Origin of the sequence: Amycolatopsis sp. NPDC051061, assembly GCF_040682935.1 — a bacterium.
Taxonomy (GTDB): Bacteria; Actinomycetota; Actinomycetes; order Mycobacteriales; family Pseudonocardiaceae; genus Amycolatopsis.
This window is the reverse complement of the sequence record NZ_JBFBBZ010000014.1, coordinates 158,165-171,596: the sequence shown is the minus strand read 5'-3', so window position 1 is coordinate 171,596 and position 13,432 is coordinate 158,165. Positions and strand designations below refer to the sequence as shown.

General features: G+C 69.1%; 18 protein-coding genes. 8 read left to right on the top strand and 10 right to left on the bottom strand.

From position 1 onward, the window contains the following. Position 1: 1 nt before the first annotated feature. Positions 2-724 carry a GAF and ANTAR domain-containing protein gene (locus AB0N03_RS21030; RefSeq protein ID WP_364374062.1) on the bottom strand — a complete coding sequence of 241 codons (723 nt, stop codon included), beginning with the start codon at positions 722-724 and terminating at the stop codon, positions 2-4. 728 nt (positions 725-1,452) lie between these two features. Here AB0N03_RS21030 and ctaD point away from each other — a divergent pair. The 3 genes from ctaD to AB0N03_RS21015 are packed head-to-tail and all read left to right on the top strand — an operon-like array spanning position 1,453 to position 3,717. Further along, complete coding sequence (gene ctaD / locus AB0N03_RS21025) at positions 1,453-3,225, top strand: cytochrome c oxidase subunit I (protein ID WP_364374060.1); 1,773 nt, start codon at positions 1,453-1,455, stop codon at positions 3,223-3,225. A 4-nt stretch (positions 3,226-3,229) separates the two neighbouring features. Continuing rightward, on the top strand, positions 3,230-3,481 hold the full coding sequence (locus tag AB0N03_RS21020) for a hypothetical protein (protein WP_364374057.1): 252 nt from the start codon (positions 3,230-3,232) through the stop codon (positions 3,479-3,481). Beyond that, on the top strand, positions 3,475-3,717 hold the full coding sequence (locus AB0N03_RS21015) for a hypothetical protein (protein WP_364374054.1): 243 nt from the start codon (positions 3,475-3,477) through the stop codon (positions 3,715-3,717). Before AB0N03_RS21020 ends, AB0N03_RS21015 begins: the two co-directional genes overlap by 7 nt. Positions 3,718-3,830: 113 nt before the next feature. On the opposite strand, the gene AB0N03_RS21010 is transcribed toward AB0N03_RS21015, so the two are convergent. The 3 genes from AB0N03_RS21010 to AB0N03_RS21000 all read right to left on the bottom strand — a co-directional run bounded on the left by AB0N03_RS21010 (position 3,831) and on the right by AB0N03_RS21000 (position 5,941). Then, a complete protein-coding gene (locus AB0N03_RS21010) occupies positions 3,831-4,247 on the bottom strand; it encodes a DUF4383 domain-containing protein (protein ID WP_364374051.1) in 417 nt (138 codons plus the stop codon). A gap of 75 nt (positions 4,248-4,322) precedes the next feature. Next, entirely contained in the window at positions 4,323-5,492 is a 1,170-nt protein-coding gene (locus AB0N03_RS21005; RefSeq protein ID WP_364374048.1) for a zinc-dependent alcohol dehydrogenase, read from the bottom strand. Then, positions 5,489-5,941 carry a hypothetical protein gene (locus AB0N03_RS21000; protein ID WP_364374045.1) on the bottom strand — a complete coding sequence of 151 codons (453 nt, stop codon included), beginning with the start codon at positions 5,939-5,941 and terminating at the stop codon, positions 5,489-5,491. The genes AB0N03_RS21005 and AB0N03_RS21000 overlap by 4 nt, the downstream gene beginning before the upstream one ends. Positions 5,942-6,313: 372 nt before the next feature. On the opposite strand from AB0N03_RS21000, the gene AB0N03_RS20995 reads away from it, so the two are divergent. Both AB0N03_RS20995 and AB0N03_RS20990 read left to right on the top strand, forming a co-directional pair. Beyond that, positions 6,314-7,114 carry an MBL fold metallo-hydrolase gene (locus AB0N03_RS20995; protein WP_364374042.1) on the top strand — a complete coding sequence of 267 codons (801 nt, stop codon included), beginning with the start codon at positions 6,314-6,316 and terminating at the stop codon, positions 7,112-7,114. Positions 7,115-7,240: 126 nt separating this feature from the next. Then, on the top strand, positions 7,241-8,041 hold the full coding sequence (locus tag AB0N03_RS20990; protein WP_364374040.1) for an alpha/beta fold hydrolase: 801 nt from the start codon (positions 7,241-7,243) through the stop codon (positions 8,039-8,041). Here AB0N03_RS20990 and AB0N03_RS20985 read toward each other — a convergent pair. Together AB0N03_RS20985 and AB0N03_RS20980 are read right to left on the bottom strand one after the other, a co-directional pair. Continuing rightward, positions 8,029-8,274: a hypothetical protein gene (locus AB0N03_RS20985; protein WP_364374037.1), complete on the bottom strand. Its 246-nt coding sequence runs from the start codon at positions 8,272-8,274 to the stop codon at positions 8,029-8,031. The two genes, AB0N03_RS20990 and AB0N03_RS20985, sit on opposite strands and share 13 nt — an antisense overlap. A 157-nt stretch (positions 8,275-8,431) precedes the next feature. Next, positions 8,432-8,995, bottom strand: coding sequence for a chemotaxis protein CheB (locus tag AB0N03_RS20980; protein ID WP_364374208.1), 564 nt, complete (start codon positions 8,993-8,995; stop codon positions 8,432-8,434). A 487-nt stretch (positions 8,996-9,482) separates the two neighbouring features. Between AB0N03_RS20980 and AB0N03_RS20975 the strand changes: the two genes are divergently transcribed. After that, positions 9,483-9,770 (top strand): hypothetical protein, encoded by a 288-nt coding sequence (locus AB0N03_RS20975; protein WP_364374034.1) that lies wholly within the window; start codon positions 9,483-9,485, stop codon positions 9,768-9,770. Positions 9,771-9,772: 2 nt separating this feature from the next. Continuing rightward, the gene (locus AB0N03_RS20970; RefSeq protein WP_364374031.1) at positions 9,773-10,603 is read left to right on the top strand and encodes a hypothetical protein; all 831 of its coding nucleotides are present in this window, start codon (positions 9,773-9,775) and stop codon (positions 10,601-10,603) included. Here AB0N03_RS20970 and AB0N03_RS20965 read toward each other — a convergent pair. The 4 genes from AB0N03_RS20965 to AB0N03_RS20950 form a co-directional block, all read right to left on the bottom strand. Beyond that, positions 10,552-10,950, bottom strand: coding sequence for a DUF3558 family protein (locus tag AB0N03_RS20965; protein ID WP_364374028.1), 399 nt, complete (start codon positions 10,948-10,950; stop codon positions 10,552-10,554). The genes AB0N03_RS20970 and AB0N03_RS20965 overlap by 52 nt on opposite strands. Positions 10,951-11,014: 64 nt before the next feature. Then, complete coding sequence (locus tag AB0N03_RS20960) at positions 11,015-11,398, bottom strand: VOC family protein (protein WP_364374025.1); 384 nt, start codon at positions 11,396-11,398, stop codon at positions 11,015-11,017. After that, positions 11,395-11,766, bottom strand: coding sequence for an SgcJ/EcaC family oxidoreductase (locus tag AB0N03_RS20955; RefSeq protein WP_364374022.1), 372 nt, complete (start codon positions 11,764-11,766; stop codon positions 11,395-11,397). The genes AB0N03_RS20960 and AB0N03_RS20955 overlap by 4 nt, the downstream gene beginning before the upstream one ends. Then, positions 11,763-12,374 (bottom strand): hypothetical protein, encoded by a 612-nt coding sequence (locus tag AB0N03_RS20950; protein ID WP_364374020.1) that lies wholly within the window; start codon positions 12,372-12,374, stop codon positions 11,763-11,765. Before AB0N03_RS20950 ends, AB0N03_RS20955 begins: the two co-directional genes overlap by 4 nt. A 74-nt stretch (positions 12,375-12,448) precedes the next feature. On the opposite strand from AB0N03_RS20950, the gene AB0N03_RS20945 reads away from it, so the two are divergent. Next, positions 12,449-13,417, top strand: a complete 969-nt coding sequence (locus AB0N03_RS20945) for a LysR family transcriptional regulator (protein ID WP_364374017.1) — start codon at positions 12,449-12,451, stop codon at positions 13,415-13,417. Positions 13,418-13,432 lie beyond the last annotated feature (15 nt).

The following is a 13,432-nucleotide window of genomic DNA, read 5'->3' as shown; positions in this document are numbered from 1 at the left end:
GTCACCGCCGAGGCCGACGGGTCGCCTTGGCCAAGTCCTCGGCGGTCTCGAGCAACTCTTTGCGGCGTTGCCGCGCCGTGTTCGCCAAATGCAGGAAGGCGGTGTGCTCGTCGACGTGGTCGCGGGCCATCACGATCCCTTTCGCGACATTCACGAGGTCGCGTCCGCGCAGTGACGCTTGCAGCCGGGAACTGACCCGGCGCGCGTCCTCGAACGATTTGACGTTCGCGACGAGCACAGCGGCTTGCGTCGCGAACATCCGCAGCAGCGACTCCTCTCGCGAACCGTAGGCGCCGGTCCGGCTCGCGTAGACCTTCATCGCTCCCAGAGCGCTGTCGCCCGCCACCAAGGGCGCACTCAACGACGCTCGCAGACCGAGTGCGTATGCCCGGCGCGACCAGTCCGGCCAACGCCGGTCCTGGTTCAGGTCGTCCACCCGTACGGTCGTCCGGTCCGCCCACGCCGTCAGGCACGGACCCGCGCCGTTCTCGTATTGGATCCGGTCCGCTCGCTCGACCAGATCACCGGTGGCCGCGGTCGTCGTCCGCTTCCCAGCCGGGTCCAGGATGCTCAGCCCGGACCCGGCGCTGCCCGGAATCGTCTCCTGCGCGAGGGTCGTCACCAGCCGCAGCACGGACCCGGCGGTCTCCCCCGACAGCAACAGACCGGACATCCGCGCGAAAACCCCCGCGAGTTCGTCCAAAAGCGGTTGCTCAGTGCCCATGCGACATCACTTCCGAACCGGTCCCGGAGAATCCCTCCGGCTCGGGTACCCGGCCGATGTCCCGCTAACCGGCGGCAATCCCGCGCCGGGCCGCGGAAGGCGTCCGCCTGCTCGTCCGGTTCGTGACCGACGAACGGTTCGAAGTCCGGACCGTGATCCGGCCGTCGACTCGCTCCTCAGGCGGCACGCCGGGCGCGGTGGGCATGAGGCTGTGGACGGCAAGCGGTGCAGACGATCGTCCGTCCGAGCACGTTCCCGTCGTGGGAAATCACTCTCGCGACGTACAGCGTCTCCCAGCCGCACTGGTCGCAGGGAATGGGTTTGGCGTTGGGGCTGATGACGATCCGATTCGGCATGAGGCGGCACTCCTGGTGGGCATCGATCGCGCGGCGGCTACCCGACGGCTCCCACGACACGCCCCCATTCGCTCATGTCACCCAGACGGCCTAGAGCAGGGAACGTCGAAACGACGGGCATCCGATTGAAACGACAGCGGCAACGCCGCCCGAAACGGTGACGCATCGGGCCTGGCCCAGGTACTCACTGTGGACAATTATTCCGGCACTTGATCCACACGCCCGACGCGCAATCGAAAGCGAGCATGACTTCCGCCCGCGCAGCGGCGCGGCTCGCGCGGAAGCGAGACCGAAGCTGTCCGGTGTATCCGGCGTCGACCCGGGTATGCGGGCGCCGACCTGTTCCGGCGGCCTCGGCGAGGTGCATGTTCGATGACCGACACAGTGGCGCGTCCCCAGCCGATCCCGCACCGCCCGGCGTGGCGCGCCCCACGCGGCTCGGTGATCCTGAAAACACTCCGCACCACCGACCACAAGACGATCGGCGTGCTGTACCTCTCGACGTCGTTCGGTTTCTTCCTCATCGGTGGCCTGACCGCACTGCTCATGCGCGGCGAACTCGCCCGGCCAGGCCTGCAGTTCCTCTCCCCCGAGCAGTACAACCAGCTGTTCACCATGCACGGCACGATCATGCTGCTGCTCTACGCCACCCCCAACCTGTTCGGCTTCGCCAACTTCGTCCTGCCCCTCCAGATCGGCTCCCCGGACGTCGCCTTCCCCCGCCTCAACGCCTTCTCCTACTGGCTCTACCTCTTCGGCGGCCTGATCGTCCTCTCCGGCTACCTGACCCCGGGCGGCCCACCCGACTTCGGCTGGACCGCCTACACCCCGCTGTCCAACGCCATCCACTCCCCCGGCGTCGGCGGAGACCTGTGGATCACCGGGCTGATCGTCACCGGCCTCGGCACCATCCTCGGCGCGGTCAACATGATCACGACCGTGGTGTGCCTGCGCTGTCCCGGGATGCTCATGTGGCGCATGCCGATCTTCACCTGGAACATCCTGTTCACCTCCGTGCTGATCCTGCTCGCGTTCCCGATCCTGACCGCGGCACTGTTCGGGCTCCTCGCCGACCGGCACCTCGGCGCGCACGTCTTCGATCCCGAAAACGGCGGCGCCATCCTGTGGCAGCACCTGTTCTGGTTCTTCGGGCACCCCGAGGTCTACGTCGTCGCGCTGCCCTACTTCGGGATCGTCACCGAAATCATCCCCGTGTTCAGCCGGAAACCCCTCTTCGGCTACAAAACGATGGTGTTCGCGACGATCGCGATCACCGCGCTGTCCGTGGCGGTGTGGGCGCACCACATGTTCGCCACCGGCGCCGTGCTGCTGCCCTTCTTCTCCTTCATGACCTTCCTCATCGCCGTGCCGACCGGGATCAAGTTCTTCAACTGGATCGGCACCATGTGGAAAGGCTCGATCACGTTCGAGTCCCCGATGCTGTGGTCGATCGGGTTCCTGGTGACGTTCCTGCTCGGCGGCCTGACCGGCATCATCCTCGCCTCACCCCCGCTGGACTTCCACGTCCACGACAGCTACTTCGTCGTCGCGCACTTCCACTACGTGCTGTTCGGCACGATCGTGTTCGCGACCTTCGCGGGGATCTACTTCTGGTTCCCCAAGATCACCGGCCGGATGCTCGACGAGCGCTTGGCCAAGTGGCACTTCTGGACCACGTTCCTCGGCTTCCACACCACGTTCCTCATCCAGCACTGGCTCGGCGACGCCGGCATGCCGCGCCGCTACGCCGACTACCTCTCCAGCGACAACTTCACCTGGATGCATTCGGTGTCGACGATCGGCGCGTTCCTGCTCGGGCTCTCGGTGCTGCCGTTCATCTGGAACGTCGTCAAGAGCTACCGCTACGGCGAACCCATCAACGCCGACGACCCCTGGGGTTTCGGCAACTCCCTCGAATGGGCCACCACCAGCCCGCCGCCACGGCACAACTTCCTGGAACTGCCCCGGATCCGCTCCGAACGACCCGCGTTCGAACTGCACTACCCCCACATGATCGAACGGATGCGCGCCGAAGCGCACCTCACCAAGGGACACCCGGCAGGCAAGGCATCGCCCGCGGAGGTGGCCGCGGGCGCCCTCCAACCCGACGACCAAGGCGAGAGCCAGGATCCGCGGGGACGGTGACGCCATGACCGACCTGCCCGAGTCCGTCCGGCTCACGCCCCGGGAACGCCGTCAGCTGCGCGGGATCGAACGCGGTCTCGACGGCAGGTCCGGCACCACCGGGCGCCTGCTGCGCGCCGGCCTGGACGCCACCACCGTGGCGCTGGTGGCCGCCGGGATCTTCGTGGACCTGCCGTGGCTGTTCGCCGGCTGTGTCGCCGGCAACCTCGCCGCCTGCCTGCACCTCGACCGACAAAACAGGAGGACGACATGCTGAAGGTGACCATCGACGACCTGCGCCGCCTGCTCGGGTCTTCGCTGCCGGACCCGGTACTCGTGCTGACCGCCGGCCGCATGGAGATCGAGCCGGCCGACGGCGGAACCGCCGGTGCGAGCGACGTCATCACCCGCGCCGACCTGCGGGCGAGGGTGGATGGGGAGGACCCCACCGACGACGAGCTCGAGCTGATCGCGGCGACGCTCACCACAGCCGTCGTCCAGCGCGGCGGTTGACTCGTCGGAGAAGACCGAAAGCACCGCGGAAACCGGCCTGACCGCGCTCGGGACGTCGGCGGGCTGTGGAGAGCGACCGCCGACGTCCCTGGTGACCACGCGATGCGTGGTGGCTAGCCGAGACCCGGGCCGCGGGCCGCACGCGAACGCGCTCCGGCGCGGGCGGTGAGCAGGCCGAGCGCGATCATGCCGACGCCCAGACCCAGGTGCAGCCAGTTGTCCGCGGTGTTCACCGGCACGAAGTTGGCGTCACTGTCGTGGTCGATGAGCAGCCCGTAGAGCCAGAGCACGAGGTAGACGACGCCACCACCGATGAGGAACGTCCGCGCACCTCGTGCGGTGCGCGCCGAGGCGAGGCCGACGATCCCGAACAGCAGGTGCACGATGTTGTGCAGCACCGAAACCATGAACACGCCGAGCAGCATGGCCATCGAGTCGTGGCCGGCGAAGCTCAGCTGGTCGTAGTCCGTGGTGACGCCCGGGACGAAACCGAGCACGCCGACGAGCAGGAAGACGACGGAGACGGCCATGGCGGTCACCTGTACCGGCGTCCGGGTGCGGGTGGGACTCGTTGCTGACATGACTTTCTTTCCTTTCCTGGGGGTTCAGGGGTGCAGGACGGCGCGCAGGCAGTCGTCCTTCTTGTGCTTGAACAGGTCGTACGCGCGCGGACCGTCTTCCAGCGGCAGGCGGTGCGTGGCCAGGTGGGCCGTGGGCAGCTCACCGCGAGTCATCCGGTCGAGCAGCATCGGGACGTAGCGCTGGCCGTGCTGCTGCGAGCCGCGGATCGTGAGGCCCTTGTTGATGATCGCGCCGAGCGGGAACTTGTCGACGACGCCGGCGAACACGCCGAGGACGAACACCGTGCCGCCCTTACGGCACGAGTAGATGGCTTCCCGGACCGCGTCCGGCCGGTCGGTCTCCAGGCGAAGCTGCTGCTTGACCTGGTCGTACAGGTGGTGCGCGCCGGCGCTGTGGGCTTCCATTCCGACGGCTTCGATGCACACGTCCGGGCCACGGCCACCGGTGCGTTCACGCAGTTCGGCGCCGACGTCGGTGCTCGAGTAGTCGATCGTCTCCGAGCCGATGTGCTGCTCGGTCGCCCGCAGCCGGTAGGGGTAGCGGTCGATGGAGAACACCCGCTCGGCGCCGAGCAGCATCGCGGCCTTGGCCGCCATCTGCCCGACCGCGCCGCAACCCCACACGGCCACGGTGTCGCCGGGCTGCACGCCGCCGAGGTCGGCGCCCATCCAGCCGGTCGGCACCGAGTCGGACGCGAACAGCGCGCTGTCGTCGTCGAGGCCTTCGGGCACGGGGAACGCGCCGTAGTCGGCGAAGGGGACGCGGACGTATTCGGCGTGGCTGCCCCGGAAACCGCCCATCGCGTGGGAGTAGCCGAAGATGCCACCGGGCTCGTAGCCGAACAGCGCCGAGCCGATGCCGGGGTTGGTGTTGCTGTTGTCGCACAACGCCCACAGATCGTGCGTGCAGTACCAGCACCGGCCGCAGCCGATGAACGAGCAGACGACCACGCGGTCGCCCACCTTGTGCTTGCGCACCGCCGAGCCGACCTCGACGACCTCGCCGAGGAACTCGTGGCCGAGCACGTCCCCGGCCTCCATGGCCGGGATGTACCCGCCGATGAGGTGCAGGTCCGAGCCGCACGTAGTGGTCGCGGTGACCTTGAGGATCACGTCCTGCTCGTTGCGGATCTCCGGGTCGGGGACCTGCTCGACCGAAAGCTCGTTCACGCCCTCCCAGCACAGTGCCTTCACAGCCGTCCCTCCCCGCCGGCGCGCCGGGTGGCCAGGCGGACGAGCGCACCGCCCGGCGTGGAGTGCCCGGTGGTCGGCGCGTCCGGACGGATCACTTCGCCCGTCTCCAGCACCGACTTGATGTCCCGCAGCGCGCTGCGCACGGGTTGGCGCGGATCGCGGCCGGCCAGCCGTTTCGCGGCGCCGCTCAAGCCGGTCGGGGCCGGCTCCAGCGGTCTGGCCGCAAGCTCCGTCCCGCGGCCGCCGGGCGCCGGACGCACGCGCGTCTCGGCCTCCTCGGCGAGAGCGGCGAAGGCATCCCGCAGTCGTGGGTCGCTTTCGACCTGGTCGGGTGGCAGGTTGACGGTAACGCCGAGCCAGCGGTTCGGCTGGTCCGCGGATTTCCGCCGCGCCGCGGCAGTGCTCACCGCGATTCCCGCGACGGCGAGTGCTCCGATCGGCCACTTCATGCCGGTTCCTCGATTCGATTCGGGCAGGGTCCCGGCTGGCTTCCCGCTTCCGCCGCGAACACACATCGATCGGCCGAGCGACCTGCCGTTTGTCCGGAGGTGTGCGGGGTAGTGCGAGGCATGTCCTCGAACTCGGCGTGCACGGTCTGGCAGGTACGTCCGGTCGGCGGCTCCCGGTACCGGGTCCGGTACTGCTGCCGCGGCGGCCCGGCCGGCACGTCCGAAGCCCAGCTCGACATCCTCGTGCGAACGAATCCGGATTTCGCCGGGGAACTGCGCCGACGCTTGGCCGTATGCGAAGCGGTACCTCAATCCGGCTGAAGTGCCTCGTGCGAGTCAGACCCGATCCGGCCTCCCGCGAAAGGACCACCGATGTTCGAACCTCCTGGCGGCAACTCCCTGATGTTCGTCGGGACCGCGACGACGGTGCTCCGGCTGGGCCCGTTCACCCTGCTGACCGACCCGAACTTCCTCCACCGCGGGCAGTGGTCCTACTTCGGGCAAGGCCTGTTCTCCCGGCGGCGCACCGAACCCGCGCTGCAGCCGGCCGAACTGCCGCCGCTGACCGCGGTGGTGCTCTCCCACCTGCACGGCGACCACTTCGACCGGATCGCCTCGCGTGAGCTGCCCCGCGACGTCCCGATCCTGACCACCGAGCACGCGGCGACCCGGCTGCTCCGCCGCGGCTTCCACGCCCCGCTGCCGCTCGCGACCTGGCTGAGCGAGACCTTCACCGACGGCGAAGCCCGGGTGACGATCACGTCCGTGCCCGCGCGGCACGCCCCCGGGCTGATGCAGCGCGTCCTCCCGCCGGTGATGGGCAGCGTCGTCGAATACCACGCGGGCCCCGACGCCACTCCGCTGCGGATCTACCTCAGCGGCGACACGGTCATCCACGAAGAACTCCGCACGATCCGGGACCACTTCCCCGACCTCGACCTCGCGGTCGTGCACCTGGGCGGCACACGCGCGTTCGGCGTCCTGGTCACCCTCGATCACCGAGGCGGCGTCGACCTGCTCAACCTCCTGGAGCCGACGCGCGCCGTGCCGGTCCACTTCGACGATTACGGCCTGTTCCACTCCCCGGTGTCGAACTTCGTCGAGGAGGTCCGGGTCCGCGAGCCGGCCACCCGGGTCCACCTCCTGCAGCGGGGTGAGTTCCTGCCGCTGTGACGGCGGTCGGTTCCGGGCCGGCCCGGCGGGCGCCGATCGACGTCGCACCGTCGCCTTCGCCACAGCGGCGCCACGTTTGTCCGGACCGCCCCGCGGTATCCGGCCCTCGATCACCCAAGGAGGGCCATGTTCCCGTCAAGCTCGTCCGTGCTCTCCGCCACCGCGGGCACCGTGCGGCTGCTCGCTCGCGAAAACGCTTACACATCCCTGCGCGATCTGCCACGACTGCTTCGTCATCCGGTGTGGCGCACCGGCCGCGGAAATCGCGGTGACGGCCTCGGAGTACTGCTCGTTCCGGGCTTCTTCGCCGGCTCCCCGAGCCTCACGCTGACCCGCCGATGGCTGCGGGCCCGCGGATTCAAACCGCGAGGCGCCGACATCGGTTTCGACATCGGCTGCACCGGCGAGCTGGTCGACCGGCTCGAGGCGCAGCTCGTCGAGCACGTCCGCGACACCGGCGGCCGCGTCGTGCTGCTCGGGCACAGCCGCGGCGGCGGACTGGCCCGCCTGGCCGCCGCCCGCCGCCCGGACCTCGTGCGCGGACTGATCATGCTGGGCTCACCGGTGGTGGACCCGCTCGGCGCCCACCCGGCCGTCCTCGGCGCGGCCCGCCTGCTCGCCCGCCTCTCCGCCGTCGGGCTGCCCGGGCTGCTGACCGCGGACTGCCTCACCGGCCGCTGCCGCGACGACAACGTGGCCGGCCTCGCCGCCCCGCTGTCCCCCGCCGTGCCGGCGCTGTCGGTGTTCTCCCGCCGGGACGCGATCGTCCCGTGGCGATCGTCCCTCGACCCCTACGCCGACCACGCCGAGGTCGGCAGCACCCACCTCGGCCTGCCGGTGGATCCCGACGTGTATGCGGCGATCGAACCGGTGCTCACGACGTGGGCCGACGATGCCGGTGATCGCGAACTCGCTCAGGCGGGATAGGCCAGCACCTGCGGAGAAAGGATCTTCAGCATCGCGTTCGCCCACTTCAGCTGCCGGAGAGTCTGCGGGTGGCAGCGGCCGGCAAGTCCGGCTCCTTGACGGGCCGGCTCCTCGACGGCCTGCGCGCCTTGAGCCAGCAACTCCCAGTCGAGCGAGACACCGGCCGCCTGCGGTGCAGCCGCCGGAAAGGTGGATACCGTACGCGCGGGCGGCGTCCGCCAGAGCACGGACATGGTCCTGCGACCACCGGGCCAGATCGTGGGCGACGTGGTTTGCTCACGCAAATTTGTGCTGATGCAGACTGTGACGGGACAGTGCTCGGCGGCCTGCCACGCAAACGTGTGGTGGGTCGCCGGTGACTGACCGGTTCGTCCGGATGGGGGTGGTCCGTCAACGAGAGCCCGTCGTGGGCCGCGGGCAGGTGTGGGCGTGGATCGCGGCCGCGATGTCGGCCAGTGGGAGGACGGCGTGGACCAGGCCGGTGCTGATGGCCGCGTTGGGCATGGCGAACTGAGTGCTGCTGGGCTGGTCTTGGGCGAACACGGTGCCGCCGCAGCGCGCGATCGCGCGAGCTCCGGCTTGTCCGTCGGTGCCGTGGCCGGTGAGGACGACCGCCAGGGCCCGTGGCCCACAGGTCGCGGCCATGGTGGCCAGGAGCAGGTCGGCCGAGGGGCGAGCCGGTGGCAGGTCGCCGGACTCGATCAGGCCGACGGTGTGCGGCGACACCATCAGCAGATGCCGCCCGGGTGGCGTGGTCAGGACGGTCCCAGGGGTCAGTCGCTGACCGTCGACGGCTTGCCGGACGGGCAACGGGGTGTGGCTGTCGAGGATGTCGGCGAGGCGGCTGGGGGTGTGCGGGGCCTGGTGCAGCACGATGAGGACGGCAGCGGGCAGGTCCGCGGGCAGGTTCCGCAGCACGGAGAGCAATGCCTGCAGTCCGCCTGCTGACGCCACCAAGGCGACGACCGGAAGATCTTGGCGTGGCGCCGGCTCGACCGGGCCGGGATTCACGATGGGCCGAGCTGAGCCGTCACGGTTGCCTCCTGCGTCGGAAGGGCCACCATCGCACTTCAGGTCCGGATGCTGCAATGCGTCGCGATGCATCGCAATCCGAGCGGAGTCGCGGCGGCCCGGTGCGGTCCGCCGGAGGGGACGGGCACCGCGGTCTCCTGACACCAACCACCACTGAAGGCGGCTCACGGACCCGGCCGAGGCGAGGTGCGGGAACACACCACAAACGTGACGTCGAGCGGCATTACAGCAATCGGGTGCGCACCCCCGTCGGTCGCATCCGGGCGTACGACAGAAATTGCGCGGGTCGCGCAATTCGTGCTGACCGACGAATTCCGCGGAACTGGACAGAAGACTTCAATCACTTGCGGGGCGTAACCGAACGGCTATGGTGAGTTGACATGACCTGCGCGAGGGCTGGGAGGTCACGGTGGGAAATGGCTTCAAGGTAGCGCTCGACGAGCTGCACCGTGTCGGTGAGAGTGCCCTGCCGGCCTTGCGCGACATCATGGTCGCGCACCTTTCCGTTCTGAACGCGCACGAGGGATTGGCCGGTCCCGGAAAATTGGACACGATCGACGATTTCCAGCTGTCCTACGCCCGATTCACCGACGAGATCGCAGCCAGGCAGGAGCACGGAGCCGAGGTCGTCGACGCGACCGCGGAGGCCGCGAAAGCGATCGTCGCGCTCTATCGCCGGGCGGATGGGCAGGTCTAGGGATGGGCGATTGGACGAGCGACGACGAGGTGCGCTCCGCCGCCGATCGCGCCGCGCGCGGGCTCATCGACCTGTTCGACGATGAACAACCGGATGGCAAATGGCTCGGTTCACCGGAGGCTTACCCCGACGGCGGTGGCGCCGTGCTGCTGCGCGGCCTGCTGGACGACGCCGACCAGGTGCTCAGCCTCGACCCTCAGAAGATCATCGACGAGTTCGAGCGCATGAAGAAGGTCGGGCGGGTGCTGGACCAGGACACCTCCTCCGACATCGTCGACGCCTTCCGCAAGATCGACTATTCGGTGCAGGACTGGGAAGGGGGCGGGGCCGACGCGTTCCGGCACCAGATCTCGATGATCCAGGCGTTCCTCGGTCAGCAGACCGGTTACCTGATCAAGACCGTCGAGTCGCTGGCCGTCCTCCTGGCCGCCTCGGTGCAGGCGCGGCGGGACTACGTCGCGGTCGCCGACGCCACCGGGGCCGCGGTCGCCAAGGCGCTCGAGGGTGCTGAGCATGGCCGCCAGCCCGGCGGCGATCTCGTGATGGGTGGCCGCGGCGTTTCCGGACGTGGCGCCGGTCTCGGTCCAGCTGGTGCTGTTGCCGGCCATGACCTGGTCGACGACGACCGGAACCGGCATGGCCTGAACGCCGACGTCACCGGAAAACAGGTCGTCCGCCCAGCCGGCCGCGTCCTGCGCCGTACGAACGAGCGCGGCTCCTGCTTCCTCCGCGCCGCGGACCAAGGAATGCGCGGCGTGCCCGAGCTGATCGAAGGGAAACATCAGGAACCCGCCTTCGCCCGCAGAGTCGTGACTGTCATGTCGACGATCTGAGAGACCAGGCCGCACGCGTCCGCCGTTTCCCTTTTGCTCTCGCCCAGGGTGAGACTGACGTCGATCGAGATGCTGTCGGAGAGACCGACGCTGGCCTGGCAGAAATCGGCAGGGATCGCGCTGCCCTTGATTCCCGCGTGTGCGACGACGGGGAAGCCCTGGACGGCCGGGAGTTCCTTCCACAGCGCCGACTTCGGCTGGGTGTTGGCATACACGTCGCTGAGCCCGACGTGGGTGGTCAGCGCGTAGGAGACTCCGACCGCACCTCCGGTGTCGTGATTGGACCACGCGCACGCCGGTCCGACCTGGGCGAGGTCCTCGCGCTGACCCGTGACCTGAACACCCACGGCGGCGACGACCTGGTCCGGCGTGAGCGCGTCAATTGAGGACAGTTCTTACGGCCGGCCAAGATCACGCGATCGAGCCACCGGAAGGCGGCAGGAATCCGTGCTCCGAGAGGTCGAACCAGTTGCCCTCCGGGTCGATCGCACGGTATTCGGCGAACGGGCGGTCGCCGCCGCGGAGCACGGGGCGGGGTGCCCCCGCCTCGACCAGCCGCTCGGCCACGCCGTCGATGTCGGCGACTTCGAAGCCGAAGTGGTTGAAGCCCGCCGGGACGTCGCCGTCGAGCTTTTGCTGGATCAACGCCAGGTTGAGGTACCCGTCGGTCACGAAACGGCTTCCGTCGGGATCGGTGTGGAACAGCTCCATGCCGAACTGCTCGACGTAGAAGTCCGCCATTCGTTCGGCGTTCTGTACGACGAACGCGAGGTGGCGCAGCCGGGGGCGGGTCATGCGGTGAGTCCCTTCGGGATCATGTTGTGGAACGCGATGATCTCGGGCGCTCCGGTGTGCCGGACCACGGCTTGGGCGTGCGTGACGACGCCGGCCGGAGCGATCTCCGAGGTCACGAGCACCACCGAGACGTGCGGGCTCACCGAGCGGATCGAGTTCACCGAGGCGGACAACCGCGTCTCCCGGTACGCCGTGGCGAACAGCTCGGCATGACTCTTCTCCACGGCGTTCCGGCCGAAGAGCGTCTCACCTCGGACGTTCACGAAGTCGACGTCGGCCGCGAAGACGGACGCGAACCGCGCGGCGTCTCCCGCGGCCCAGCCGGCGGCCATCGTTTCCCACAGGGCGGAAATCCGCTCGTCGGTCACCGGTTCTCCCTCTCCATCGGCGCGTGCACGCGCAACGGCAGTGCGACACATTCCGGATCCCAAGCGGCCAGGGAATAGTAGAAACCACCGTGCTGCTTTTCCAGGTAACAGACGACGTTGAGCGGCCAGCCCGTGCTGCGGAACACGTATTCGTCCATCGGAGTCGGCCGGTCGCTGAGCCGGCACTCGCGTTCGGATTCCGGCCCCAGCCGGTGCCAGTCCGGGTGCAGGTGGATGGAGCCGAGCACGTCCAGTCCGCGTTCTTCGGCACCGCGCGCGATGCCGAGCAGGTCGGCGGGCGCGAACCACCACGCCCGGACCGGGTTCTCGTAAGCCGCACCGAATCGCGGGACGATCGCGGTCGCGAACTCCTCCCGGGCGGCGGGGTCCGTCGTGCGGACGTTGCGGCCGAACGCCACGTCCGACACGAGCACGGTCTCACCCACCACCGTGCCCAGCAGGGCCCCGAAGCACGGCCGTGGCTCGTCGGGGGTGATGTGGGCGTACTCGGCCACGGCCGCGTCGAGGAACTTCCGCAGTACGTCGTCGGAGAACAGGACGGCCGAAGCTGCTCGCGCACTCGGCGGCGCCGGACACGTGATCGTCACCCATCGCACGCTAGCGGGACAGAACCGACTTCAGCAGGTTCCACCCGATTGCATCCGGCGATAACCTTTCCGGCATGCGGTTGGAAATCCGGCACCTGGAGCTCGTGGTGGCGATCGCCGAATCCGGCAGCCTCCGCCGGGCGGCCGCACGACTGCACCTGAGCCAACCCGCGGTGACCACCCAGCTGAAGCGCATCGAAACCTTCGTCGGTGGCGCACTGTTCATCCGGTCCACCGGCGGCGTCTTCCCCACCCACACCGGAGCCGAGCTGGTCCGCGAAGCCCAGCGCCTGCTGCACCAATTCGGCGTGCTGCAACGCACAGCGCGGGTGAACGCCCAAGACGAGTCGGGTGCGCCGGTGAAAGTCGGTGGCATTCCGGCACAACAGTTCAGCTTGCTGGTCAACGCCCTCACGGCGGTCCTGCCGCGACGCGAGGTCACCAGCCGCACGATCCGCGAGACGGGAACCCTCGCCACCCTCCTGAGCTCCGGCGAGCTGGACATCGCCGTGCTGCGGCAGTTCCCGGGCTTTCCCTTGGCACCGCAGGCCGGCGTCGAACAGCGGCTGCTCCTGCGCGAACCGATCTTCATCGGGGTTTCGGCGCGGCACCCGCTCGCCGCACGCAAGGAAGCCGGCCTGGCCGACTTGGCCGGCGAAAAATGGGTGATGCCCGACGCCGACGACAGCGGGATGAACACCTGCATCGCCCGCGCTTGCACGTCCGCGGGCTTCGACCAGCGCATCGCGCACCTCACCGGCGAGGCACACGTGGCTTTCGCCCTCACCGCCGCCCGTCGCGGGATCTGCCTGCTCTACCCGATCGGCACCGTGCGCGAAGGCCTGGCCACGCTCTCGCTGGCCGGCACACCGCTGTACCGGGAACTGGTTCTCGCGTGGCGGGTGGACTCGCCGGTCGCCGCGCTGGTCCCCGAACTCTGCGCCACGATCGCGGACGGCTACCTCGCCCTCGTCGAGGAGGCCCAGTTCTACCGCGACTGGTGGCACGACGGCGGCGCGGCGTTCGCGCTTCCCCCCACGTGACCGGCAGTCGTTGTC

Bases quoted from the DNA above. Each gene is read 5' to 3' on its own strand.
- AB0N03_RS21030 (WP_364374062.1), bottom strand. From the start codon at position 724: ATGGGCACTGAGCAACCGCTTTTGGACGAACTCGCGGGGGTTTTCGCG.
- ctaD (WP_364374060.1), top strand. From the start codon at position 1,453: ATGACCGACACAGTGGCGCGTCCCCAGCCGATCCCGCACCGCCCGGCG.
- AB0N03_RS21020 (WP_364374057.1), top strand. From the start codon at position 3,230: ATGACCGACCTGCCCGAGTCCGTCCGGCTCACGCCCCGGGAACGCCGT.
- AB0N03_RS21015 (WP_364374054.1), top strand. From the start codon at position 3,475: ATGCTGAAGGTGACCATCGACGACCTGCGCCGCCTGCTCGGGTCTTCG.
- AB0N03_RS21010 (WP_364374051.1), bottom strand. From the start codon at position 4,247: ATGGCCGTCTCCGTCGTCTTCCTGCTCGTCGGCGTGCTCGGTTTCGTC.
- AB0N03_RS21000 (WP_364374045.1), bottom strand. From the start codon at position 5,941: ATGAAGTGGCCGATCGGAGCACTCGCCGTCGCGGGAATCGCGGTGAGC.
- AB0N03_RS20995 (WP_364374042.1), top strand. From the start codon at position 6,314: ATGTTCGAACCTCCTGGCGGCAACTCCCTGATGTTCGTCGGGACCGCG.
- AB0N03_RS20990 (WP_364374040.1), top strand. From the start codon at position 7,241: ATGTTCCCGTCAAGCTCGTCCGTGCTCTCCGCCACCGCGGGCACCGTG.
- AB0N03_RS20985 (WP_364374037.1), bottom strand. From the start codon at position 8,274: ATGTCCGTGCTCTGGCGGACGCCGCCCGCGCGTACGGTATCCACCTTT.
- AB0N03_RS20970 (WP_364374031.1), top strand. From the start codon at position 9,773: ATGGGCGATTGGACGAGCGACGACGAGGTGCGCTCCGCCGCCGATCGC.
- AB0N03_RS20960 (WP_364374025.1), bottom strand. From the start codon at position 11,398: ATGACCCGCCCCCGGCTGCGCCACCTCGCGTTCGTCGTACAGAACGCC.
- AB0N03_RS20945 (WP_364374017.1), top strand. From the start codon at position 12,449: ATGCGGTTGGAAATCCGGCACCTGGAGCTCGTGGTGGCGATCGCCGAA.